At 60.4% G+C, this 23,053-nt stretch carries 22 protein-coding genes; all 22 read right to left on the bottom strand.

Features of this window, described 5'->3' with window-relative positions; all coding sequences use genetic code 11:
• Nucleotides 1-91: 91 nt before the first annotated feature.
• The 22 genes from GOQ28_RS07780 to metE all read right to left on the bottom strand — a co-directional run bounded on the left by GOQ28_RS07780 (nt 92) and on the right by metE (nt 23,033).
• Nucleotides 92-463, bottom strand: coding sequence for a DUF192 domain-containing protein (locus GOQ28_RS07780; protein WP_336603755.1), 372 nt, complete (start codon nt 461-463; stop codon nt 92-94).
• Entirely contained in the window at nt 448-1,362 is a 915-nt protein-coding gene (locus GOQ28_RS07785) for a type II secretion system F family protein (RefSeq protein WP_236844269.1), read from the bottom strand. The genes GOQ28_RS07780 and GOQ28_RS07785 overlap by 16 nt, the downstream gene beginning before the upstream one ends.
• On the bottom strand, nt 1,326-2,150 hold the full coding sequence (locus GOQ28_RS07790) for a type II secretion system F family protein (RefSeq protein WP_202109662.1): 825 nt from the start codon (nt 2,148-2,150) through the stop codon (nt 1,326-1,328). Before GOQ28_RS07790 ends, GOQ28_RS07785 begins: the two co-directional genes overlap by 37 nt.
• A gap of 22 nt (nt 2,151-2,172) precedes the next feature.
• The gene (locus GOQ28_RS07795) at nt 2,173-4,104 is read right to left on the bottom strand and encodes an ATPase, T2SS/T4P/T4SS family (RefSeq protein WP_442862086.1); all 1,932 of its coding nucleotides are present in this window, start codon (nt 4,102-4,104) and stop codon (nt 2,173-2,175) included.
• Nucleotides 4,068-5,435 (bottom strand): type II and III secretion system protein family protein, encoded by a 1,368-nt coding sequence (locus GOQ28_RS07800; protein WP_160356059.1) that lies wholly within the window; start codon nt 5,433-5,435, stop codon nt 4,068-4,070. The genes GOQ28_RS07795 and GOQ28_RS07800 overlap by 37 nt, the downstream gene beginning before the upstream one ends.
• A complete protein-coding gene (gene cpaB / locus GOQ28_RS07805) occupies nt 5,432-6,319 on the bottom strand; it encodes a Flp pilus assembly protein CpaB (RefSeq protein ID WP_160350564.1) in 888 nt (295 codons plus the stop codon). The genes GOQ28_RS07800 and cpaB overlap by 4 nt, the downstream gene beginning before the upstream one ends.
• Complete coding sequence (locus GOQ28_RS07810; protein WP_160356060.1) at nt 6,316-7,128, bottom strand: hypothetical protein; 813 nt, start codon at nt 7,126-7,128, stop codon at nt 6,316-6,318. The genes cpaB and GOQ28_RS07810 overlap by 4 nt, the downstream gene beginning before the upstream one ends.
• Complete coding sequence (locus GOQ28_RS07815; RefSeq protein WP_160356061.1) at nt 7,121-7,828, bottom strand: hypothetical protein; 708 nt, start codon at nt 7,826-7,828, stop codon at nt 7,121-7,123. Before GOQ28_RS07815 ends, GOQ28_RS07810 begins: the two co-directional genes overlap by 8 nt.
• Nucleotides 7,819-9,255: a hypothetical protein gene (locus GOQ28_RS07820; RefSeq protein WP_160356062.1), complete on the bottom strand. Its 1,437-nt coding sequence runs from the start codon at nt 9,253-9,255 to the stop codon at nt 7,819-7,821. The genes GOQ28_RS07815 and GOQ28_RS07820 overlap by 10 nt, the downstream gene beginning before the upstream one ends.
• 110 nt (nt 9,256-9,365) lie before the next feature.
• Nucleotides 9,366-9,680, bottom strand: a complete 315-nt coding sequence (locus GOQ28_RS18505; protein WP_202109675.1) for a hypothetical protein — start codon at nt 9,678-9,680, stop codon at nt 9,366-9,368.
• Between the two features lie 225 nt (nt 9,681-9,905).
• Nucleotides 9,906-10,601: a fumarylacetoacetate hydrolase family protein gene (locus GOQ28_RS07825; protein WP_160356063.1), complete on the bottom strand. Its 696-nt coding sequence runs from the start codon at nt 10,599-10,601 to the stop codon at nt 9,906-9,908.
• 175 nt (nt 10,602-10,776) lie between these two features.
• Complete coding sequence (gene ppa / locus GOQ28_RS07830; protein WP_160350624.1) at nt 10,777-11,307, bottom strand: inorganic diphosphatase; 531 nt, start codon at nt 11,305-11,307, stop codon at nt 10,777-10,779.
• Nucleotides 11,308-11,310: 3 nt separating this feature from the next.
• Nucleotides 11,311-12,915, bottom strand: a complete 1,605-nt coding sequence (locus GOQ28_RS07835) for a heme biosynthesis HemY N-terminal domain-containing protein (protein ID WP_160356064.1) — start codon at nt 12,913-12,915, stop codon at nt 11,311-11,313.
• A gap of 3 nt (nt 12,916-12,918) precedes the next feature.
• On the bottom strand, nt 12,919-14,115 hold the full coding sequence (locus GOQ28_RS07840; RefSeq protein WP_160356065.1) for a uroporphyrinogen-III C-methyltransferase: 1,197 nt from the start codon (nt 14,113-14,115) through the stop codon (nt 12,919-12,921).
• Nucleotides 14,116-14,152: 37 nt separating this feature from the next.
• Nucleotides 14,153-14,941 (bottom strand): uroporphyrinogen-III synthase, encoded by a 789-nt coding sequence (locus GOQ28_RS07845; RefSeq protein WP_160356066.1) that lies wholly within the window; start codon nt 14,939-14,941, stop codon nt 14,153-14,155.
• A 41-nt stretch (nt 14,942-14,982) separates the two neighbouring features.
• On the bottom strand, nt 14,983-15,924 hold the full coding sequence (gene hemC, locus GOQ28_RS07850; protein WP_160356067.1) for a hydroxymethylbilane synthase: 942 nt from the start codon (nt 15,922-15,924) through the stop codon (nt 14,983-14,985).
• A 121-nt stretch (nt 15,925-16,045) separates the two neighbouring features.
• Nucleotides 16,046-16,756 carry a YjbE family putative metal transport protein gene (locus GOQ28_RS07855; RefSeq protein WP_160350831.1) on the bottom strand — a complete coding sequence of 237 codons (711 nt, stop codon included), beginning with the start codon at nt 16,754-16,756 and terminating at the stop codon, nt 16,046-16,048.
• Nucleotides 16,757-16,953: 197 nt separating this feature from the next.
• Nucleotides 16,954-17,661, bottom strand: a complete 708-nt coding sequence (locus GOQ28_RS07860; RefSeq protein ID WP_160350629.1) for a TerC family protein — start codon at nt 17,659-17,661, stop codon at nt 16,954-16,956.
• Between the two features lie 257 nt (nt 17,662-17,918).
• Nucleotides 17,919-18,800 carry a succinate--CoA ligase subunit alpha gene (gene sucD / locus GOQ28_RS07865; protein WP_160350630.1) on the bottom strand — a complete coding sequence of 294 codons (882 nt, stop codon included), beginning with the start codon at nt 18,798-18,800 and terminating at the stop codon, nt 17,919-17,921.
• Between the two features lie 16 nt (nt 18,801-18,816).
• Nucleotides 18,817-19,977, bottom strand: a complete 1,161-nt coding sequence (sucC, locus tag GOQ28_RS07870; protein ID WP_160350631.1) for an ADP-forming succinate--CoA ligase subunit beta — start codon at nt 19,975-19,977, stop codon at nt 18,817-18,819.
• Nucleotides 19,978-19,987: 10 nt separating this feature from the next.
• Nucleotides 19,988-20,587, bottom strand: coding sequence for a DUF2889 domain-containing protein (locus GOQ28_RS07875; protein WP_160356068.1), 600 nt, complete (start codon nt 20,585-20,587; stop codon nt 19,988-19,990).
• 151 nt (nt 20,588-20,738) lie between these two features.
• Nucleotides 20,739-23,033, bottom strand: a complete 2,295-nt coding sequence (gene metE / locus GOQ28_RS07880; RefSeq protein ID WP_160356069.1) for a 5-methyltetrahydropteroyltriglutamate--homocysteine S-methyltransferase — start codon at nt 23,031-23,033, stop codon at nt 20,739-20,741.
• Nucleotides 23,034-23,053: the final 20 nt, after the last annotated feature.

Here is a 23,053-nt window from a genome sequence, read left to right on the forward strand (position 1 = left end):
TCAACCTGGAACGAGGCGAGTCTACGACTCCGTTGCGGTTTGAAGAATCAGACCAATCCGATGGAACTATTTGCGCGCTCGTCCGAGCGGCTCATTTTCTTCGTGCTCGGCTGGCCTGAGCCACCGCAACCTGTAGCCGCCGGCGGTATCTTGGCGTTGACTCATAGCGGTTCACCGCCAGCTCGACCGCCGAGGCGGCTCCAAAGCAGAACACCATACGCCCGGGGGGCACATTACGGACAAGGCGTTGCACCTTGCCCGCACGGTCTATGAAAGCCACATCGATAGCGAACCGCATGCCAAAAGTATGGATCGACGAGCAAGGTTTGAGCCAGAATCCGGTGCGCGGCCCTGGCGCGGTAGCGCGACACAAGAGCCCACGTAAGCGGCCGAGAAAGCCGCGCGCCCGCACGAGACGGATGCGATTCCTGGAGGCTCGCGGATGTGTCATCCACCCCCCCATATTTGCACGACGATCGGGAATGCCAAAACGATGAATGTGCAGGGAAAGATGCACCCGATCAAGGGCAGCAGCATCCGCACCGGTGCTTCCATTGCCAATGTCTCGGCGCGCTGTACCCGTTGCAGACGGGTATGCGCGGCGTGCTCGCGCAAGAACACGCTCAGGCTCATGCCAGATTCCGCGGCTTGCTGCATCGACAACACCCAGGCACGTACGGTTGGGCTGCCACATCGCGTGACCAAGGCTTGCAACGCCGTTTGGCGCGGAACACCGGCACGCATATCCGTCAGCGCGTGGGAGACCTCGTCGCGCAATGGACCGGGCGGGCCCATCTTTGCCACCAGATGCAGCGCACTATGCAGGCTAAGGCCCGATTCCACACAGAGCGTGATCATATCCAGCATAAACGGCAAGGAGCGTTCAAAGATTCGCCTGCGACGCTGCACCCGAGCATCTAGCACCGACCCCAGCCAGACCACCGCGAAAACCGCGCCAAACAGCATCGCATAAGCCTGCGCCTGGCGCGAGTCGGCCAATACAGCCAGGTAAAACCCAACGAATGTGCCCATCAATGCCACGCTCACTCCACAGGCGCAGAGATGCGCGGGGGTCACGCAAGGAGGCAAGCCTGCCTGTTGCGCCCAGGCCGTCAACCATTCTCGTTGGCGCCAGGTCAGGTGACGGCCCAGCACGGCGGACCATGCTGATAACCACGGCCAGGCGAGGCGCCATGCGACTGGAACGTATGTGGAGCCACCCACGCGACCCGATGCACTGATTGCTCTCAATAGCAGCCATGTCACGCTGGAAGCCGCCAGTCCCGCCAGCACTATCCCGAGTAGCATCCACATGGTTGCCCCGGTCAGATATCGATCGTCACGATACGGCGGATGAGCCATATGCCCGCTAGCTCCAAGGTAGCGACCACGGCCAGGGTGATCCAGCCCGCGGTAGTCGTCCACATTTGGTGCATCGCATCAGGATCCAGATAGCTTAGCGCCACCAGCAGCAGCAAGGGCAACGCGCCGACGATCCAAGCTTGAAGGCGGCCTTGAGCGGTTAAAGTCCTGACTTTGTCTTGCATGCGCTGATGCTCGCGTAGCGTCACGGCGAGCCGCTCCAGGGTTTCAGCGAGCGCGCCTCCAGTTTGGGAAGCGACGCGCAACGCGGCGACGAGCAGGATATTGGCTTCGGATGGCACTCGCTCGCCCAGATGCTGAAGCGCAGTATCGAATGGCACTCCCACTCGATGCTCGCGCAACAACAGGCCGAATTCTTGCGTGATCGGTGCCTCGCTATAGTCCAACAGATGCCGTAACGCAGCTGGTAGACTCAGGCCACATCGCAGCGAGGCCGCCAGCGCCTGCAGCGCTGCTGGCAAATCGCGCTCGTATCGAAACAACCGACGTCGACGCAGCCAACGTGTACCCAAACGCGGGACTTGGAAAGTACCTAGGACAATCACCCCCATGGCGAGGAAACTCCCCGTACACGCGAATATCAACCCTCCCGCCATCAACGCCAACATCAGCGTTCCTAACCACAAGTGATCGTCGTCCACGAAGAGAAACAGTTCCTCCAACGTGACATGGGTTTGGCGGGTATAGACCTCGCGGTAGCGCCGCAATGCTGGCCCGAGAGACAGCTGTATGCGCCAGACCAGGAGCAAGGCACTCAATGCGGACATACCAAGTGCAAACCAAACCATGTCAGGTACTCTCGTGGTGTGCCCGCGGTCGACAGTCAGCACCGCTATCGATGCCTTGCGGCCTTTTTGTCGCTGCCGAGCCAAACGCCGCGCCATCGAACGCCACGCCGGCTTCGCGCCATTCGTCAATGAACGTGGGCACCAAGCCGCTTTCTCTAAAGCTCCCCGTGCGCGTATGACGGAACAATTCCTGCACCTGAATCTGATTGCCCTCCATCCCGGTAATCTCGGCGATCGAATGCACAACACGGCGGCCGTCAGCCAGGCGCACCACTTGGACGACGAGGTCGAGGCTGGCGGCGATATGTTCGCGCACAATCGGCAATGGCAGATCCATGCCCGCGATCAGCACCATACTTTCCAGACGGCTAAGCGCGTCACGCGGCGAGTTCGCATGTAGTGTGGTCAATGACCCCTCATGACCGGTATTCATCGCCGTGAGCATATCGAAGGCCTCTGCGCCCCGGCACTCCCCAACAATGATGCGGTCAGGGCGCATTCTCAATGCATTGCGCACAAGGTCGCGAATGTCGATACGCCCACGATGCTCGAGATTGGCCGGCCGGGATTCCAGCGCCACCCAATTGCCATGCTCGAGCATCAACTCCGCCGCATCTTCAATTGTCACGATACGCTCTTCGCCTGGGATGCCTGCGACCAGGGCATTAAGCAACGTTGTCTTACCTGCTCCCGTGCCGCCTGACACCACAATATTTTTTCGCGTCTGCACGCAGCGCATCAGAAAATCCGCCATGACAGGCGACATTGAGCCATGGCCTATCAGATCGGCGATTTTCGGCCTGGAAGAGGGAAACTTGCGGATAGTGAGGCTCGCGCCTTTTAACGCGATCGGCGGAATGACGGCGTTGACGCGAGAGCCGTCTGATAAGCGCGCATCTACCATGGGGGAACTTTCGTCGATACGACGGCCGACCGGCGCAACAATGCGCTCAATCGCCCATCGTACCGACTGTTCGCTGCTGAATACCGCTTTGTGTCGTGACAGACGGCCTTCTCGTTCAACATAGATTTCGTCGTAGCGATTGACCATAATTTCGGTGATGGTCGGGTCGTGCAACAAAGCCTCCAGAGGGCCCAGGCCTAAGGCTTCGTCCAATACCTCGCGGCAGATGGACTCGCGTTCGGAATCGGTCAGGCGCGCGTCGGCGTCTACCGAGATCGTTTCGAGCAGCGTGCGGGCCACCTCTCGCAAGGTCACATCACTCATGCTGGCGATATCACGTCGCCGCAGATCGAGCGCTTCACGCAGTTTGGTATGTAGACGTTGACGTAATGCTTGAAGACGCGCATCCGCGGGCGCGTTCCGGTCTGCGCCATCCACGCATACACGTATATCCACCGGCGAAACAATTCCTGGCGCGTTTTTCGTTGAACTTTCGGGGCCGTCGTGGGCTGCGGGCGAGCTTGGGTTTGGTGTGTCAGACGGTGCGGGCGTGGGAAGACTATTCGTCCGTGCGGGCCTGGCTAAATCACCATCCAATCCAATATCGTCTGTGCTATTACAGGATCCCGGCTCCATGCGATTCGCGCATATGGCCTCGAAGGAATGGGCAATGGCGTAACAGGCTTCGCCCTGTGAGGTCTCTCCATCAGGCCGCACGTAAATCCGACACGGTCCGATAACAATGGCGTCGTCCGGCAGCACCGGTCGATGTACCGTGACGCGACGGCCGTTCACCCAGGTCCCAAATAAAGAACCCAGGTCTTCTATCTCCAACGTTTGCCCACGACCATTGAGCCGGGCGTGCTGTCCCGACACCCGCCAGTTCCTGATGCGTAAACCACTATTGGCGGCTCTTCCGATGGTTAACGGCGTATTCACACTGACAGTCTGTTGTTTGCCACTTTCATAAGTTAGTAAGAGAGTCAGCATACTCATTCCCCTGGTGGCGCGTCGTGCAGGGGCTGCCATTGCGAACCGGGGCCTCGATCCATGCTCCAGTCTCCCGCGTCATCGTTGCGAGGCGTCGCCGTGCCCAGGCGTGTGGGTTCTGGAAAAGCGCTGTCGAGAACGTCCCTGCCCTGCTGCACACGTTGGGCTAGCTCTGGATGATCTTGTGACACGATGCGCGGTGTGACGAAGATGGCCAGTTCCGTTTCTGAATGTCGCTCGCGCTGCGCGGAGAATAACGAGCCCAGGCCCGGAATATCCTGCAGCACGGGCACGCCTTTCTTTTCGTTCGATCGTTCCCTGGAGAGAAACCCGCCGATGACCAGGGTCTGTCCCGATCGCACGTTGAACTCGGTGGTGGCACGCCTGGTGCGCAATGCCGGTCCACCCGCCACACTAAGAGACATATCGACTGAACTGGCTTCCACTTCAATGCGCGAGCGTATTGCCCCATTGCGGTCAATACGCGGGGTGATATTCAAAGACACACCGTACGGTTTGAATTGCGTGTGACTGCGACCGTTGGCATCCGTAGTGGTATAGGGCACCTCGCCCCCGGCCAAGAAAGATGCGGTCGCGCCACTACGGGCCAGCAGCTGGGGCTGCGCGAGCATCACCGCTTCACCTTGCTGCGCCAACGCCGCAATGCGCGAGGAGAGCAAGGCATTCATCCCGAAATATCCGCCCACGGTGGCCCCAGCGCTCGTCAGAGGCGAAGGTGCCGCGCCTGCAGCGAGTTGCGCTTGGCCCCCGGGCTGCCAGAACACACCAGTCTGCAAGCCCCCTTGAGACATGGCATCCCAATGCACGCCGAAATCCCGCAGGTGGATGCTTGGTAACTCGACCACTTGCACATCGAGCAACACCATTCGGTCCCACCCAACCTGGCCCGTGAAATCCACGATACGCGGGAAGCGGCGCACGAGCGCCGCCACGCGTTCGCGGTCGTCATCGCCCAGATCCTCCCCCTCTATGACGATGTTGTCACCAACGATCGAGCTACGCACGCTTGGGATATGCGAGAGCAATGTCTGGACTTCCCGGTGCAGTTGCGCCCATCCCGCGGGCCTGACCTGCACTTCATAAGCAGCGGATACACCGTTTTCTCCCCACACATGGACCGAGGACCCGCCTTCTTGCCGTGCAAATAGCACCACCTCGCGGCCATCAACGGAGACGGCGCTGACGACCTGTCCGTTGCCCACCGCAACCCGTGCCACCGAGGCATGTGAAATGACCTTGGTCTGGCCGACTTCCATCGTCAGATTCGCAGGTGCTGCTACTGTTTTCGCTACGCACGCCAAACAAAGACTGGCAATCAGCCACGTCAAACCACCGCCTGCGGCCATCATTTCTCCTGCTTGCTGGCATCGCCCGCAGGCGTGCTACGCCCGCCAGCGCCCGATGATGCGGGACGGCCACCTGTGCCTTCCGAGCCAGACTCGAAAACCCAGTTCTGGCTATCTACACGGTCGCCATACAGGACAGGAACATGGCGGCGCTGCACCTCGTGAGGGCGTTCGAGGCCCATCCACGCCGCCAGATCTTTTGGCTCTGCGTTACCTGCAACGACCGCATCTTGTCTATGGCGCAACACAGCGGTCATGCGCCCCGCTTGGCGGGCAGCCACGAGCTTTATCGCATCCTTTTCCGATACGTCGAGTGTGATGAGTGCGCGAGGATCCGGTCCGTTTTCCATCGCGAGGACCCGCACGCCAGTTGCCAGTGGGGAGGTGATGCGCTGACCATGATGGGCAAACGACACAAACAAATCGATCAGATCGCCGGTGCGCAGCACGCCCGTGGCGGCATCGATCTCTCCCACCGTCAATGCCAATGCGCGTCGACCCGGTTGCACACGCTCTGATGGCGCAGGCTGTTCTGTGGCGGCGATATGTGTGGGCTGCAGAATTTCGCCCTGCTTCAAATCCGTGGCCAATTTTCGGCCCAAGACTTCATCCACGGCTTCGGCTCCGAAAGAATGCGCGGGTAACCAAGCCAGAGGCACCTCTCGCAATGCCAGGTCGTCGATACCTAACGGCTTTCCAGCCGGAAGATCGACGGCGACAACTACGCGCTCTTGCGTCGGCACCTGTGCTTGGCGTGCCAATTCCGCTTCGCGCGATTGGATGTGCTCGTGTACGGCCCAAGCCGCCGACAAGCCCGCTACGAGCGATACGCCGTATACCCCGAGTTTGCGGAGCCTGACGGGCAGTGGTGAGTGAAGAGAGGTCATGGCATTGTCTCCTCGGTCAGCTGCAGGTACACCGCGGTACCCTCTTCGATTTCCGCTAATGACACATAAAGCGACTGCCGATCCTGCCGCCAGTAACCAGCCATATCATTCGAAATCTCCTGCACCCAGCCGTTATGACGCAACCCCTGATTGATGGTCCGCCATGCGACTTGTAAAGGGTATGTCAGACGCCACACTTGCTGGATCACCGCGGGTTGATTGATCGCCTGTGGGTTGATCATCCGTTGGGTCTGCACGTGTTGCATGCCCGGCCGCGTGTCGCGATGGCCCCGTTGTTCGACATGCATCGTCAACGACGCAGAACGCGGTATCCATATCGGCGGCACCGTGTCGTCATGCAACGAAACATCTAATGCGCCCGATGGATCGCCCGCGTCGGTAGTCAGAGATGCCAGTGAGAAAGTCCCATACGTATGCCTGAGTCCCACCGGTGACAGCGAAATCAACGCGGATCGCCCTTGGACTTGGCCTGCCAGTTGAATGCCCTGCTCAGGTTTTGCGGGCAGCTGGGACAGCGAGGGATACTGCTGGCGCATATGACTTAACGCCTCGATGACGGGATAAGGCATATGAAACGCCTGAACATCAATTGGAATGCCAAACGCGCGCACGCTAGTCGGCGCGAGCGCGGGCGTGCTACCCGGCGGAATGCGCCACGAAAAGTCCGAGTCATCCGCGCGGGCCTCAAGGACCACACTTGCGACCGAGACGAAGGCGAAGACAAACCAAAGACACCTCATCCACCCCGCCGAGAGCCGTCTCCGATACATCGCAATTCGCTTATTCATCGATCCTCCCTACTTTTCTGTTGGCAGCAGCACCGCTTTGCACAGCGGCAGGCAGATCGCTCCAGGCCTCGACCCAATCACCAGGCCAACCCACGGCCCTCCTGGGAGCGGCGATGTGCTCCAGCCGTCGGAGCACGCTATCGGCCACCTCAGCGGATTGCTTCGCGCTATGCGACCAGCCGTGCTCGGATGTCTGTAAACGCCGTGCCACTTCGGCGTCCGACAATTCGGTGCCGGCGTCGAGCGCGATCACCGTCCGGCGCTTTATCGAGGGCAACCACGGGCGATTAACGTCACTTCCCCGCATGGCGCTTACGGTCACGGTCGCCACGCGCAGTTCTGAATCGACGTCGACCCAATCCCGCATCAACGCGCTAATTGTTGAAGTATTGCCATCGCCTGCATCGGAGCCGTTACCTTTCTCCGCATGCTGGCCGACCGCCGACACGTTTGCATCTTGCGATGATCCTGCTGTGGGTTGACGTTCGATGCTCAATCGAGACTGAAGTGCGTTATCCGAGGCAGACGAATCGATGGCTCCAACAAATGCCGCTAGACGGCTGACGTGTCCAGCATGCTGAACCCGGTGAATCAGGGAGTCAAGATCGATGATCGAGAGCATGAAAACTCCCAACAGCGCCATTGCCAATAACGCCTCGACAGCCGCTTGGCCGCGATGCCTCGGGTCTGTCATTGCCATGATGCTTCCTGCGAGTTGGAAGGTACGAGCCGAGCCCTCCAGCGAGGGCGAAACAAGTCCGCGCTCATGGATGCATTAGCATTCCGGCTCGCGTTCAAATTATGGTTTTGATCGGAGCTCGAATTCGAGTCCAGGCCCGAGCTCGCAAGATCGCTGTAATACGTCTGCGCCGCACTACCGACTGTCACCGCGAGCCCAGCCGTGAGCGTATCCAATACGCCGCCAGACGTACTGTCGAGGCGTGGGCCTGCCGCGCGGCGATGTAATGACCCTAGCGACTGACGCAACTGAATAGCAAAACGCAGTGATTGATTCGCCATGCCCTCAGCGACGTTGTAATACGCCGGTAAGCCGCGAGCTTCCATTAACCCGGCGTCGAAATCCGCGTACGTATCCGCCAGCGAGTTCTCTTCGCCCGTGACGATGTCCCAGGTGGTGTGCTCGCGTACCCACTTCCAGAAGGGCACATCGGAGAACTTCCTTGGAGGTCGTACGCCGTCGGGCCCCTGCGCCGCCCGATCACGGGCTTGTCCCCACGCGAGCGGATTCTCCCGGTAATAGCAAGCGAGCCCGGCATTGCCCTGGAGCTCGTGATAGGAAAGGCTATCCTGCGCTGACCAATGGCCGGCATCATCCAGGAGCGTATGGCCACGGCGCCGCAATTCAAATCGCTTTTCTCCGCACGCCCGTTTGTCGTGCCGCGCGTCCCAGTCCGACAGGGACGTCAAGTCGCGTGACTGCAGAAACGGATATCGCATGGCGGCTTGCTCTACCCACCGACGATACTCACCTGAATTCCGGCCCTCGTTACGCGCGACAGACGCCGCCGGATCCTCCGTAGACACGACGATCTGCATAGCAGCAGCGGGGTCGCGCTCGTCTGCCTGCGATATGCGAACCGCGTTTCCATCTATATTCAGGTAATTGGCACGCAGTACTCGCAACATCGTTTGGTCGCGCATGGCACGCATCTTTCCGACGACCCCGTCGGCCGCCTTCAGCAGCACGTCATGTACGATCTTGTCGTGCCGATGAATGGCCTCGCCAATCAACTCCCTCTCGGAACCAGCAAGCCGACCTGTAGCAACCGGCAGCAGATGGGCCATACGGTATGCGGCAGCCGCCTCCTCGCCAAAATGTCGCTGCAACAACCAATCGGGAGGATCGCCAGCCGCTTTCACCGCCGCCAGGTTTTCAGCAAACTGATTCAATGACGCCAGCGTCATCAAATGTGCCATCGCCACCTGATGCGCCACCTGCGCGCGATTAACGTAAGCCAGCAGGTTGAGGCTGCGCGCCTGCGCCACCGCCCCGCTATAAGCGACCGCGTCTGCCACGTGCGTTAGCCGCACGCGGGCTTCTGCCGCCAGCGACATCCGCATCAGTCCGACCCACGCGGCTCCGCATACCAACAAGATGCACAGCATCAGGGGCAGCACTTGACCAGTCTGTAGGCGCCTAGTCGCTGCAGTCGGATATTGACGGCGCATCAGCGCGCAGCACGCCGCCACGGCACGGAGCCTCCCCGGCGAGTCCATCATTGAGCGGCGGCGGCTGGTGTTTGTGTAGAGGAGGAGGTTGTGGTCTTATCTGCGCCGGGCGTGACGGGAGGCTTCCCGTACGTCTTCAACGTATGGCCCGTTGTCACCGCATTCGTGGCCAACGTGCCGGCATTATCCACACGACCAGTGTTGTCCTCGCCCGCGAGCGTATGTGCCATCGCCGACGTCTGCGTACGCAGCACATCTCCGAAGTTCTGATAAGCAGCGACCGACGCCAGCGCCACCAATGCGACCACCACGATGTATTCCGTCATGCCCTGTCCGCGCTGACGGTTGCGTAAAGAACTCATACTCGGCCTCTTTCAAAAATTAGTGAGCCATGAGTATGAGATGCCGTTAGCAGAACGGCTATTCGCGGTTTCCGAGGTGGATAAAAAGGCCTCACTCGGGACCACAGCATCACGGATCTGCTGTATAGACCCGCAAAGATTACGGCCCCCGCAGGGGCCGTAAGTGAAGAACGTACACGAGATGCGAACAAGCGTATTCACTACGACATGAACGCAAGGCCCTGCTTAGCCGATACGCACGCGCAGCTCGCCAAGTCCGTCGACACCACCCACGAGTTCGTCGCCTTGTACGACAGCACCCACGCCTTCCGGTGTGCCAGTAAAGATCAAATCGCCAGCTTTCAATTCGAACAGTCCGGACAGGTAAGCAATGCTCTCGGGGATATTCCAGATCATCTGAGAGATATCGCTGGACTGCTTGCGTTCGCCATTCACGTCAAGCCAAATCGCGGCGTTTTCCAACGTGCCGACCACGCTGCGCGGATGCACCGGTCCAATCGGCGCCGACAGATCGAAGCCCTTGCCGACTTCCCATGGACGGCCTTGTTTCTTGGCCTCTCCCTGCAAATCACGGCGCGTCATATCCAGACCCAGCGCATAACCCCACACGCATTCGCCGGCCTGCTCAACCGGGATATCTTTGCCGCCCTTGCCCAGCACGACCACGAGTTCCATCTCGTAATGCAGATTGCTCGTCTTTTGCGGATAGGGCGTCACACCGGTTTCACCATCGGCGATCACCACGAGCGCGTCATTGGGCTTGCTGAAGAAAAACGGGTCCTCGCGACCGGTAAAGCCCATCTCCTTGGCATGCTCGGCGTAGTTGCGACCCACGCAATAAATGCGACGCACAGGGATAAGTTCACTGCTGCCTGCGACTGGCACTACAACGGGCGGCGACGGAGGAAAAACGTAATCCATGTTCTTTAACCTTGTTGAATGCACGCCGGTCTGTGCCGGCAAGTAGGGAAAGCCAGTCGTTGAGTGTATCGTTTTTTCCGTGCTGCATTGCCAAAAAACATAGGGCCACGATGCTAGCGTGCATCGTGGCCCTATGACGAAAGGCTGTATTAAAGCGTGACCTTAATGTCGGCGCTTAGCCCTTTTGATAGCGCTCTGCGCTACGCACGATTTCCTCGTGAGCGGCGTCCACACCCTTCCATCCCTTGACCTTGACCCACTTGCCCTTCTCGAGGTCTTTGTAGTGTTCGAAGAAGTGTTGGATACGACCGATGTCCTCGGCGGGCAGATCTTCGTACGACTTGATGTTGCGGTACGGAGGATACAGCTTGTCCACCGGCACAGCCAACAGCTTGGCGTCGCCGCCGCTCTCGTCATCCATTTCCAGCACGCCCAGCGCGCGGCAACGCACGACCGCGCCGACCTGGATCGGGAACGGGGTCAGCACCAGCACGTCGGCGGGGTCACCATCCTCGGACAGCGTCTGCGGAATGTAGCCGTAATTGCACGGATAGTGCATGGCCGTCAGCATGAAGCGATCCACGAACACGGCGCCGCTGTCCTTGTCGACCTCGTACTTCACCGGGTCGGCGTTCATGGGGATTTCAATGATGACGTTAAAGTCTTCCGGCAGGTTCTTGCCGGGAGAGACGCGATCGAGACTCATGGTTCAACCTTGTTTATCTGAGGGTAGATGTGATTTGTCGTCATTCCGCTTTTCCGACTCAAACGTACCGGCGGTGCCGGACAGCGGAGTGCCGTAATCGGCCCGAGGCGCATCGTCGGCAGGCACTGGAATCGGTGCACTATCGAAGTATTCTTCGATATCGATGTCACCACGGGCAGGCGCGACGGCCGGGGGATCCGGCTCCAGCGCGGCGGTTGCCTCGCGCTCTATGGCGCGAGCATCCGGATCCAGGACGTAGTCGGCGGGCGCGGAAGTCGGCAGGACTTCCACGGGTGCGGACACGGGAATGAACTCTGGGGGATAGGCAGAGTACTCGCCCTCGGCATCCAAATGCGCGGGATCCGCATTGGTGTCCGCGGGCGGCAGTGCCAGATCGCCAGCGAGCACGGGCAGCGCCATCGTGGCCGTCGTCGCCAGGCGCCAGTGCCGTACCGCGTCCTGAGAACGGTCAAGCCGGTCGTACAGACTGCCCAACAAGGCGTGCGTGCGTGCATCGTTACGCATCTGCACGCTGCGCTGCAGGTAATGTTCGGCTTGGCCCCAAAGCTGGCCGTTCAAACACAGCATGCCCAACGAGGTCAGCAGATCCACGTTGGTCGGGCGCTTTTGCAGCCATGCTTCGGCCTTTGCCAAGCGGCGAGGCACCTGATCGGCATCGCAACGCGCGTAGGCGTCAATCAGCGAGGGCGTGAAATGCAGAGGGATAGCGGTTTCGAGAATACGTGCGGCCTCTTCGGGTTCGCCCGCCGACTCGAATGCCATGGCACCGGCCAGCGCAATTTCTGGCAGCACCCGCTCGTCACTCTTGAAGTCTTTCCACACGCTGCGCCAGGCCTCGGTGCCCGATGCGGCCGCTGCGCGCAGGCGCGCTGCACCAGCACGGTCGATCAAGCTCTCTGCTTCCACCTTGGACAGGGCATTGCGACGCATCAGACCACGCGCCAGCGTAAAGACGCGATCATGATGATTGAGCGCCGACTCCGCACGCAGCAGCAGACGCAATGTGTGGAGATGACGGGCGCCGCCTTCCTGCAATGGCGTCAATACCGCCAAGGCATCCTGCGCACGTCCCTGATCCAGCAGCTGGTCGGCGGCGACAGTGGCAATCGCTTCTTGCAGGCCGGTGTTCCCATCGGCATGTTCGCGGGCCGCGTCCAACAATCGATCCCGGCGAGCAAATTCGCCTAACCCATGCGCGGCGCGGGCCGCCGACAACGCCGCCAGCACCCGGCGGCTACTGACGCGAGTCTGCCCGAGCAATTTGGTGAGATCTTTTTCGGCCTGACCGTAACGACCTTCCAACAGTTGCGTCCAGCCCCGCTCCAGCAGATCGTGATCGCGGGCCTGGGCGCGGTGACCGCGCCACACCCGCATACGATCCGGGATGGCGAGCAGCCACGACAGCACGCGCAGCGCGACATAGAGCGCGACAAATCCGCCCAGCACAAGCAGCACGAACAGCGTCAGCGACAGTTCGATACGCCAAGGGGAAACCAAGAAAATGACGTTGCCCGTATGCGAGCGCAACACCACCGCCAGCGCCACCGCGACGACAGCAAGCAACAAAGTCCAGAACCAGGTACGCATGCGTTAGTCCTGTTTGGCCGAAGCACCGAACCCATCGGCGCGTAACGCGGCAACGCTGGCCAGACTGTCGGAGACATCGGGCAAGCGCACCGCGATATCCGTATTCAGCAGCTCATGCGTCAGACGCAGCGCCGCCTGCGTATCCACAGCACGGCCGTCGTAATAAATACTGAGCACGTTTTGCACATTTTCCAGCTCGTTCTTCCAGACCTCGGGCTGGCGCATCATCAGCGCCAGCTGCGCGGTCATCAGGCGCTGACGCAGCGTGCCACGGACTTGCTCGGCCTGATCGCCCGACAACATCAACGCGGCGGGCTGGTCCACGCGTTGCACGCTGATCAGGTCACCCAATTCATTCGCCAAGGCGCCGCCGGCACGGGCTGGCCACGAGGCAATTTCCGCGCGCCAGCGTTCCCACCAAGCCGCATCGGCCGGCAGTTGCTCACGGGGGTCCTGCGCGATGGTCGTGACGGGCGCTTTGGCCGGTGCGGGTTGTGTCTCGCTGGATGCGCCAGGCGCGGCCGCGTCGGGCACCAGCAGCGGCGCCTTGGACACCAGTGTCACCAGTCGCTCGATCCGCGCGGACTGCGCCGGAATATCGACGGTCGCCACAGCGCGCAGGCGTTCAATGTCGCCATTAATGCTTTGTTGTAAACCCGAGAACTGCGGACGCGCGGCCTGTGCAAGGCGCGCTTGCGCGGTCTCCAGCGCCACGATGGCGTTGTTCACATTGCCGGCCAGCCGCAACTGCTGACTGGCCAACACCAGCAGGCGCTCGACATCATTGGCGAGGATTTCATCCGTCGCCGCGCCACTGAACGTTTCCCATGCCTGTTGCAAGTCGTTGTACCGGGTCTGCGCGGCCTGGGTTTTGGCTTCCAAGGTGCGCAGCTGGTTCGTATGGCCCTGCGAGAGGCTCAGCGCGTCGCGGGCTTCCTTGCGGCCCTGCGCGACGGCGTCTTCCAGGCTCGCCAGACGACTGGCGATCTCTCGCCCTGCAGTGTCGGCCTGTTTGCGCTGCGTCCAGAGCGCCCAGCCCAGGCCAATGGCCACAAGCAAAACAACGATCAGCGCCACGCCCGCGAAGCCGATACCGCGGGAAGAACGCTTTGCAGGCGCTGAGGCCGGCGAGGCAGGCGTCGATGCGCCCGGATCTGCCTGATGAGCGGCAGTTACAGTGTCAGGAGTCTGTTCTGTCATGACGCGATTGTATTCGGTGAAACGCCAAAACTTCGATTCAAGCCGCAACAAAGGCCGCAAGAATCGCATCATCGGCTGGCAAGCAGGTTTTTACCATTGCGTTCGGCCCCGCGCCACCGCCCTCTTTGAGCTGTTGAGCGAGCTTGGGATGTGTCACCACAAAGTCACAGTTCTGCCACCAATCCTCCAACGCCGAGGCGCGGATCTGCGACAGGATAGCGACAAGACCCTCGCCACTGGTCAAAAGCCATGTGACTTTTTGCGAATGCCGGGCCCAAGTATGCAACTGTTGAACCACCGTCGCCGCCCATTCCGCCGGCTGGCGCTCATAGGCCGCATGGATGCGGACATGGACGCCGCTGGCCTCTAACTGTTGGGCCAGCCAGTCGCGTCCGCGCGTACCGCGCACGATCAGCACACGCTCGGGCAGCCGCGTTTGCGCGCGCAGTAGCTCCCACAACGCTTCGGAATCGTGAGCTGGAGCATCGGGCGGGGGACAAAAAACTGTTGTATCGGCGCCAAAACCTGGCTGCTCGCGTAGCGCCGCCGCACTCGCTGGCCCCACGGTGGCAACAGGCACATGAGCCGGCCATCGCGCGTGCCCGGTCGCTTCGCGTAACTGGCGGAAATAGACATGCGCCGCGTAGCCGCTCACAAATACGACGAGGTCAAACTGGCCGGGTAATGGCAATTTGCCGGCCGGAACCGGCAAGGGGCGCAGCGACAACGCCGGCAGCGCAAGGACTTGCCAACCGGCCTGCCGCAAGCCGTCAGCGAGCGCACCGTTGCGGCCCTCGGGCCGGGTCAGAATGGCGATCTGCGACATGCGTCCTCTCTGGATACACCGCCCGAACGGCCGCCGGGCGTTCAGGAAGTCGGAGGGTCCTGCAACTCGGCCAGGATGGTTGCCGCACCCAACGACAACAGCTCTTGCGCGGCCGCCTCGCCAATCTGCTCGGCCTGAGTGACGGGTCCGGTATGCTGAACACGGAATACGCGCTTACCGTCGGGCGCCGCCACGAGCGCACGCAAGGTCAGCGACTCGCCCTCGGTCATCGCGTACGCGGCCAACGGCACCTGACAGGATCCTCCAAGCGTACGCGACACCGCGCGTTCGGCCAACACGCAGGCCGTCGTGACGGGACACGCGAGCGGACTCAACCAGGCCCGCAAATCATCCCGATCATTGCGGATCTCAATACCGAGCGCGCCCTGCCCCGCGGCCGGCAAGCTGTCTGCTGGTTCCAACAGACCACGGATGCGGGCGCCTAACCCTAAGCGTTCCAGACCAGCCGCCGCCAGAATGATAGCCGCGTACTCGCCCCGATCCAGCTTGCCGAGCCGGGTATCCAGATTGCCGCGCAGCGGCTTAACCTGCAGGGACGGGTAACGCTCACGAAGTTGCGATTCACGCCGCAGACTGGAAGTACCCACGACGGCGCCGGCCGGCAGATCCGCCAGGCTCGCATAATCGTTGGACACCAGCGCATCCCTCGGATCGGCACGATCAAGCACCGTGCACAGTTCGAAGGGAATCTGCAGATCGACGGGAACGTCTTTAAGAGAATGGACAGCCAGATCGGCGCGGCCATCGAGCAGCGCCGTTTCCAGCTCTTTGACAAACAGGCCTTTGCCCCCGACCTTCGACAACGTGCGGTCCAGGATCTGGTCCCCGCGCGTGGTGAGCGTGAGAAGTTCGACCGTACAGTCGGGGTAAAGATCAAGCAAGCGATCACGCACATGCTCGGCTTGCCACAGGGCAAGCCGGCTGGCGCGCGTTGCGATAACGAGGCGTTGCGGTGCAGACACGAGCAGGTTTAACCGCCCAGGCTGGTAAAGATCACCGTGGCGATCACCCCGATAATGGCCAGAATGGTCAGCCCTTGCAACAGGCTGAGACCGGCTTCGGGGTTATCGCTTTTACGCAAACTCATGAGTGGGCTTCCTTCGATGCAGTTTTACGACTTGCCAGCCACCGACCCAGGATCACAACGAAGAGGGCACCGATGACTTCAGCCGCCAGTTTAACCGCAGTCGGGAGTTCCCCGAATTGATTTTCGACAACAACATCGGTCACGAGCATGCCGCCCGCGATCCAGCCCAGCAGCGCTGCACCGAACGTAACCACGATCGGGAAGCGATCGATCAGCTTGAGCACCAGCGTGCTGCCCCAGATGATGATGGGTACGCTGACGATCAGGCCAAAGACAACCAGACCGATCTGATGGTCAGCATGCGCGGTCTGGGCCGCACCTGCGATCGCGATAACGTTGTCCAGGCTCATCACGAAGTCCGCCACGATGATCGTCTTGACCGCGGCGGCGATCGACGTGCTGCCCTGAATGTTGTCATGAGCATCGTCCTCAGGAATCAGCAATTTCACGCCGATCCACACCAAGAGCAGAGCGCCTACCACCTTAAGGAACGGAATCGCTAGCAGCGTCAGGGCAAACGCGATGAGCACGACACGCAGAATAATCGCCCCGGCAGTACCCCACAGGATGCCCTGCATGCGTTGCTTGGGCGCCAGATTGCGACATGCCAGCGCAATGACCACCGCGTTGTCACCGCCCAGCAGAATGTCAATCAAGATAATTTGAAATACTGCCGCCCAACTTAAGGTTTGTAAAAACTCGAACACTTGGATCCCCCTCTCTGAGATTACGTATGGCTCGCTGCTCGCCAACCGCGAAATTAGCGAATTTGCTCACGCGAACATGGGTTCCAGGCGCCCTCCCTTAAGATCCGTCGGATCTCATTAGGACGTTCGGCGTCTTGGAACCAAAAAACTGCCGCGTAAAAACGCGGCAGCTGTTATGCCAAAACGCGTATTGTAATTCAGCTTTGTGTCAGTGCCTGACGCCGGGAAAGCAAAATTTTGCCGAGCGCCAGCACGATCACCGCGCCAATCGCGCCCGCCATCAAAGCCAGCTGATGTTCGCTGACACCCAATGCCGTATCGATGCTCACGACGGAGTCATGCAGCGCAGGGTCGCCAACCAGCAGTTCGCCAGCGATAAAGCCCAATAGCGCCGCGCCGACCCAGACGATCAAAGGGAAGCGCTCAATCACTTTCAGCAGCAACGTGCTGCCAAAAATCACTAACGGGATACTGATTGCCAAGCCCACCACCAGCAGGGTCGTGTCGCCCATCGCCGCGGCTGCAACAGCCACCACGTTATCCAGACTCATCACCAGATCGGCAATCATGATGGTCCGAATCGCGGAAAGCAAAGTGCCCTGTTGTTTGCCGCCGCCGTCATCTTCGCTCTCGGGCATCAATAGCGACACGCCGATGTAGACGAGCAAGAGCGCGCCGATCAGCTTCAGCCAAGGCAGTAACAGGAGTTTGGCCGCCACGAGCGTCAGCACGATACGCATGATGATCGCCGCGGCGGAGCCGACGGTAATCGCTTTCTTTTGCTGCTCGGGGGGCAGAGAACGCGCGGCTAGCGCGATGACAACGGCGTTATCGCCGGATAGCAGGATATTGACCCAAATGATTTGTAGAAGGGCAATCCAAAATGCTGCAGATGTGAGTTCCATTCCTCTCTTTCCTAGTGATCCCCTAGGTGTAAGTGATAACGAAAAATTGCGTACTGCCGCCAGGTTAGTTGCGAGCTGTGTGGCGGAGGATCAGGTTCAACGCTTGTGGCGCCGAGATGATTGTAACTGTACGCGTCTTATACAAGACTCATTATATTTTGCAATGCGGCCACATGCTCGCCCCGCGATGTAAAAAAGCCCGCTCAAACGAGCGGGCTTTTCTTGGCAAAGCGTTAGCGCCTTCCGGCGTTGATGCCTTACAGAACGGACTTGAGCAGCTTGCCCATTTCCGACGGGTTGCGCGTGGTGCGGATGCCGCAGGCTTCCATCACTTCGAGCTTGGCGTCGGCCGTGTCGGCACCGCCCGAAATCAACGCACCGGCGTGGCCCATGCGTTTTCCCGGAGGCGCCGTGACGCCGGCGATGAAGCCGACCACGGGTTTCTTCATGTTGTCTTTCGCCCACTGAGCGGCGTTGACTTCGTCCGGACCGCCGATTTCGCCGATCATGATGACGGCGTCGGTGTCGGGATCGTCATTGAACAGCTTCAGGACGTCGACGTGCTTCAGACCGTTGATGGGGTCGCCACCGATACCGACAGCGCTGGATTGACCCAGGCCGAGTTCGGTCAGCTGAGCCACGGCTTCGTAGGTCAGCGTGCCGGAGCGGCTGACCACGCCGATGCGGCCCTTGCGGTGGATGTGACCCGGCATGATGCCGATCTTGATTTCGTCCGGGGTGATGAGACCCGGGCAGTTCGGGCCGAGCAGCAAGGTCTTGCTGTTCTTGGCCTTCATGCGGTTCTTCAGTTCGAGCATGTCACGAACCGGGATACCTTCGGTGATGCAGATAACCAGATCCAGGTCGGCTTCGACGGCTTCCCAGATAGCGGCGGCAGCGCCGGCGGGCGGCACGTAGATCACCGACACGGTGGCGCCGGTTTCGCTCTTGGCTTCCTGGACGCTACCGAAAATAGGCACGCCTTCGAAATCCTCGCCCGCGCGCTTGGGGTTCACGCCAGCCACGAAGGCGGCCTTGCCATTGGCGTACTCACGGCACATACGGGTGTGGAACTGGCCCGTCTTGCCCGTGATGCCCTGGGTGATGACTTTGGTGTCCTTGTTGATCAGAATCGACATTTGTGAATCCTTGGCGTTATTTGACTGCGGCTACAACGCGAGTGGCCGCTTCGGCCATCGTGTCGGCGCTGATGATGGGCAGCCCCGAGTCGGCCAGCATTTTCTTGCCCAGTTCTTCGTTGGTGCCCTTCATGCGGACGACCAACGGCACGTTCAGGTTGACGGCCTTGCAAGCAGCGATCACGCCTTCGGCGATAACGTCGCAGCGCATGATGCCGCCGAAGATATTGACCAGAATGGCCTTCACGCTCTTGTTCGCGAGCATGATCTTGAAGGCTTCGGTCACTTTCTCAGCCGTGGCACCGCCACCGACGTCCAGGAAGTTGGCCGGCTCGCCGCCGAACAGCTTGATGGTGTCCATCGTGGCCATGGCCAGACCCGCGCCGTTAACCAGGCAGCCGATGTTGCCATCGAGCTGGATGTAGGCCAGATCGAACTTGCTGGCCTCGATTTCAGCGGGATCTTCCTCGTCCAGATCGCGGTAGGCCACGATTTCGGGATGACGGAACAGCGCGTTCGAATCGAAGTTGAACTTGGCGTCTAGGGCAATGATGTTGCCCTTGCTGTCGCAGTTCAGGGGGTTGATTTCGACCAGCGAAGCGTCGGTGTCCATGTAGCACTTGTAGAGCTTCTGGAACACGTCGGCGGCCTGGTCAGCCGAACCACCGGTCAGGCCGATCGACTCGGCGACCTGCTTGGCCTGTTCAACCGACAGACCGGTTTGCGGATCGATGTATTCGGTGATGATCTTTTCGGGCGTCGAGTGAGCGACTTCCTCGATGTCCATGCCGCCTTCGCTGGACGCGATGATGGCGACTTTCTGCGTGGCGCGGTCGGTGACCAGCGAAACGTAGTATTCCTTCTGGATGTCAGCGCCGTCTTCGATGTACAGACGGTTGACTTTCTGGCCTTGCGGGCCGGTCTGGTGCGTCACCAGTTGCATGCCGAGGATTTCGCCTGCCAGCTTGCGGACGTCGTCGAGCGAACGAGCCAGCTTCACGCCGCCGCCCTTACCACGGCCACCTGCGTGAATCTGCGCCTTAACGACCCACACCGGCCCACCCAGCTTTTCAGCGGCAGCCACGGCCTCTTCGACGGAAAATGCGGGAATGCCGCGCGGCACAGGCACGCCAAATTGCTTTAGCAGTTCCTTGCCTTGATACTCGTGGATTTTCATGTGTTACCTGTCAGGACGAATGAGAATAAGAGGGGGAATCGGAGCTAGCGCCCGCCGCCGCTTCAGCGCTATCCCCGGTGTACCACTTGAGATAGTGCTCAAGCACCACCGGCCCGTCGGTGCGCAAGGCATGACAGCCGTCGAGCTGAAAGGGGCGTACGTCCGAATTGCGCTTCTGGCGCCGTCGGCCAGCCATGGTCTGCACGGCAGCCGTGGGTAGCACCTGGCACAGCTCGGTCATATGCGTGCAACCCGCAGTGCGACCGAAATGCTCCTTAACCTGGTGCCGGAAGCCCTTGAGCAGATTCATGCCCACCAATCCCGCATAGGCGGCATCGATGTTCACGCATTGCTCGTAGGGTGCCGCGTCATAGACCGCCTGAGCGGCCACAATCGTAAACGCCTCATCGATCGTGATGCGCAGATGCATGTGGTGAACGTGCCGGCCCGCCTTGAAGATTTCACCATTATGTCGCGGGAAATCGTAGCCCTTGTAGTCGATAAGCTCGGCTTCAATATCCCACAAACCGTCCTCGCGCCCATACGACTGCACGCGTATGGAACGCGTATGCAGGGGCTCTCGAGAAACGTTGGGGGGTGGCAAGGGCATTAAGGGGCCTGCACTTCTAGTCTTGACGCATGGCAGCAAATCCCGTGAAGTATAACGCAGGGCACATCGACGCGTCGCTTTCGGCCCCATCCCTGCCCCGCCCACCATCGAGGCGCACACAGCGCGCTCGATGGGATCAAAACGTGACGGATCAAGCTGCCCGCAAGGCGTGCGCTGCCTGTACCATCCGGCTCAACGCGGCCTCGGTTTCCTTCCATCCACGAGTTTTCAGCCCGCAGTCAGGATTCACCCAGAGTCGCTCCTTGGGCAGACGTGCGGCCGCCTTGCGCATCAGACCGACCATCCACGCTACGTCGGGTACGTTCGGAGAATGAATGTCGTACACACCCGGCCCGATATCGTTGGGATACTCGAACTCCTCGAACGCCTTGAGCAACTCCATATTTGAACGAGAGGTCTCGATAGTGATGACATCGGCGTCCATGGCCGCAATGGCTTCGATGATGTCATTGAACTCGGCGTAACACATATGAGTGTGGATTTGCGTATCCGGCGCAACGCCAGCCGTGCTCAACCGGAAGCAATCCACGGCCCATGCCAGATAGTCCTGCCAGTCGTCTCGCCGCAGCGGTAGGCCTTCGCGGATCGCGGGTTCGTCGATCTGAATCACCTTCACACCCGCCGTTTCCAGATCGACCACCTCGTCGCGCAGCGCCAAGGCGATCTGCCGGCATGTCTGCTCACGGGGTTGATCATCGCGCACAAAGGACCATTGCAAAATCGTGACCGGCCCGGTCAACATGCCTTTTACCGGTTTATCCGTCAGGGACTGCGCATAGGAGGACCACGCCACCGTCATGGGAGCCGGACGCGCCACATCCCCAAAGATAATCGGCGGCTTCACGCAACGCGAACCATAGCTTTGCACCCAGCCATTGCGCGTGAATGCGAATCCCGCCAGCAACTCGCCGAAATACTCGACCATGTCGTTGCGTTCGGGCTCACCATGTACCAGCACATCCAGACCGACCTTTTCCTGGAATCGGACGACCTCCTCGATTTCGCGGCGAATGGCGGATTCGTACGCGGCGTCGCTCAGGGCGCCCGCCTTCCAGTCGCGGCGCAGCGCGCGGATGGCCGCTGTTTGCGGGAACGAGCCGATCGTGGTGGTCGGAAATGGCGGGAGCCGCAACGCCTGTTGCTGTTGGGCGATGCGCTCGACAAAGGGAATGCGATCGCGAGAAACGGCCTCGGCCTGCGCCATCCTGCGGGCAACTGCGGCATTGTGAATGCGGGTCGAGGCGCGGCGGGCCTGTAACGCCGCGCGCTGCGTCGCCAACGCCTCCGCTACCTCTGGCAGGTCCGGAGTATCCAGTGCACGCGCCAACAGATTCAGTTCGTCGAGTTTCTGCGCGGCAAAAGAAAGCCAGCTCTTGAGCTCCGCATCCAACTCCGTTTCGTTGTCCAGATCTACCGGTACATGTAAAAGCGAGCACGAGGGCGCCAGCCACAAACGATCACCCAACCGAGCCCGTACTGGGGCAAGCTTTGCCAAGGCCGCATCCAAGTCAGTCCGCCAGATATTGCGTCCGTCGATCACGCCTGCCGAAAGTACCTGGTTGTCTCTCAAGCGCGCCGCGACGCTTTCCAATTCGTTAGGGGCCCGCACCGCATCAATATGTAGGCCTGCAACAGGCAGGTCCAAAGCCAGATCTTGATTGTCGCCCAGCGCGCCGAAGTATGTCGCGACGAGCAACTTCACAGGCGCTTGCGCCAAACGCGCATAGGCTGCGAGATAGGCCTCCCGCCAAGCTTGCGGCAAATCCAGCACCAGAACGGGTTCGTCGATCTGTACCCATTCCACGCCCTGCGTCGCCAGCCGCGCAAGAACGTCGGCATATACGGGCAGCAGCGCATCCAGCAATTCAAGCTTGCCTTCGTCGGAAGCACCGGCGGTAAACGCATCGCCTTTACCGAGCCATAACCAAGTCAGCGGGCCCGGGATCACCGGTTTGACGCGGTGACCCAAGGCTTGCGCCTCGCTCACCTGCTTGAACAGATAGTCGCGCGCAATGCGGAATTGCTGACCGGGCACGAGTTCCGGCACGATGTAGTGATAGTTGGTATCGAACCATTTGGTCATTTCGCAGGCCGCCGTGGGCGTGCCGGTCGGAGCACGGCCGCGCGCCATGCGAAACAACGTATCCAATGCCACTGGCTGATCGTCAGCTTGGCCAAAGCGGGCGGGCACAGCACCCAGCAATGTCGTCCACTCCAACACGTGGTCGTACCAGGCGAAATCCCCAACTGGCACCCAATTCACATCCGCTCTCGCCTGTCGCTGCCAGTGTGCCGTGCGTAGTGCGCGAGCCGTTTTCTCCAGGTCGTCCACAGACAAATCGCCCGCCCAATACGCCTCCAACCCGCGTTTAAGCTCGCGGTGTGCGCCAATACGGGGAAAGCCCAAATTATGAGTGATATTCATTCAAAATCCGTTTCATCAAG

It is taken from the genome of Bordetella sp. 02P26C-1, from assembly GCF_009763255.1.
Lineage (GTDB): Bacteria > Pseudomonadota > Gammaproteobacteria > Burkholderiales > Burkholderiaceae_B > Bordetella_A.

Excerpts from the sequence above, each read along its gene's own strand:
- GOQ28_RS07835 (WP_160356064.1), bottom strand. The coding sequence starts at position 12,915 with ATGCGTACCTGGTTCTGGACTTTGTTGCTTGCTGTCGTCGCGGTGGCG.
- GOQ28_RS07800 (WP_160356059.1), bottom strand. The coding sequence starts at position 5,435 with ATGATGGCCGCAGGCGGTGGTTTGACGTGGCTGATTGCCAGTCTTTGT.
- GOQ28_RS07820 (WP_160356062.1), bottom strand. The coding sequence starts at position 9,255 with ATGCTGTGCATCTTGTTGGTATGCGGAGCCGCGTGGGTCGGACTGATG.
- GOQ28_RS07815 (WP_160356061.1), bottom strand. The coding sequence starts at position 7,828 with ATGGCAATGACAGACCCGAGGCATCGCGGCCAAGCGGCTGTCGAGGCG.
- GOQ28_RS07790 (WP_202109662.1), bottom strand. The coding sequence starts at position 2,150 with ATGTCCGCATTGAGTGCCTTGCTCCTGGTCTGGCGCATACAGCTGTCT.
- cpaB (WP_160350564.1), bottom strand. The coding sequence starts at position 6,319 with ATGACCTCTCTTCACTCACCACTGCCCGTCAGGCTCCGCAAACTCGGG.
- GOQ28_RS07860 (WP_160350629.1), bottom strand. The coding sequence starts at position 17,661 with ATGGAACTCACATCTGCAGCATTTTGGATTGCCCTTCTACAAATCATT.
- GOQ28_RS07840 (WP_160356065.1), bottom strand. The coding sequence starts at position 14,115 with ATGACAGAACAGACTCCTGACACTGTAACTGCCGCTCATCAGGCAGAT.
- sucC (WP_160350631.1), bottom strand. The coding sequence starts at position 19,977 with ATGAAAATCCACGAGTATCAAGGCAAGGAACTGCTAAAGCAATTTGGC.
- GOQ28_RS07875 (WP_160356068.1), bottom strand. The coding sequence starts at position 20,587 with ATGCCCTTGCCACCCCCCAACGTTTCTCGAGAGCCCCTGCATACGCGT.
- metE (WP_160356069.1), bottom strand. The coding sequence starts at position 23,033 with ATGAATATCACTCATAATTTGGGCTTTCCCCGTATTGGCGCACACCGC.
- sucD (WP_160350630.1), bottom strand. The coding sequence starts at position 18,800 with ATGTCGATTCTGATCAACAAGGACACCAAAGTCATCACCCAGGGCATC.
- GOQ28_RS07795 (WP_442862086.1), bottom strand. The coding sequence starts at position 4,104 with ATGGCAGCCCCTGCACGACGCGCCACCAGGGGAATGAGTATGCTGACT.
- GOQ28_RS07810 (WP_160356060.1), bottom strand. The coding sequence starts at position 7,128 with ATGAATAAGCGAATTGCGATGTATCGGAGACGGCTCTCGGCGGGGTGG.
- GOQ28_RS07845 (WP_160356066.1), bottom strand. The coding sequence starts at position 14,941 with ATGTCGCAGATCGCCATTCTGACCCGGCCCGAGGGCCGCAACGGTGCG.
- GOQ28_RS07785 (WP_236844269.1), bottom strand. The coding sequence starts at position 1,362 with ATGGCTCATCCGCCGTATCGTGACGATCGATATCTGACCGGGGCAACC.
- GOQ28_RS07825 (WP_160356063.1), bottom strand. The coding sequence starts at position 10,601 with ATGGATTACGTTTTTCCTCCGTCGCCGCCCGTTGTAGTGCCAGTCGCA.
- GOQ28_RS18505 (WP_202109675.1), bottom strand. The coding sequence starts at position 9,680 with ATGAGTTCTTTACGCAACCGTCAGCGCGGACAGGGCATGACGGAATAC.
- ppa (WP_160350624.1), bottom strand. The coding sequence starts at position 11,307 with ATGAGTCTCGATCGCGTCTCTCCCGGCAAGAACCTGCCGGAAGACTTT.
- GOQ28_RS07780 (WP_336603755.1), bottom strand. The coding sequence starts at position 463 with ATGGGGGGGTGGATGACACATCCGCGAGCCTCCAGGAATCGCATCCGT.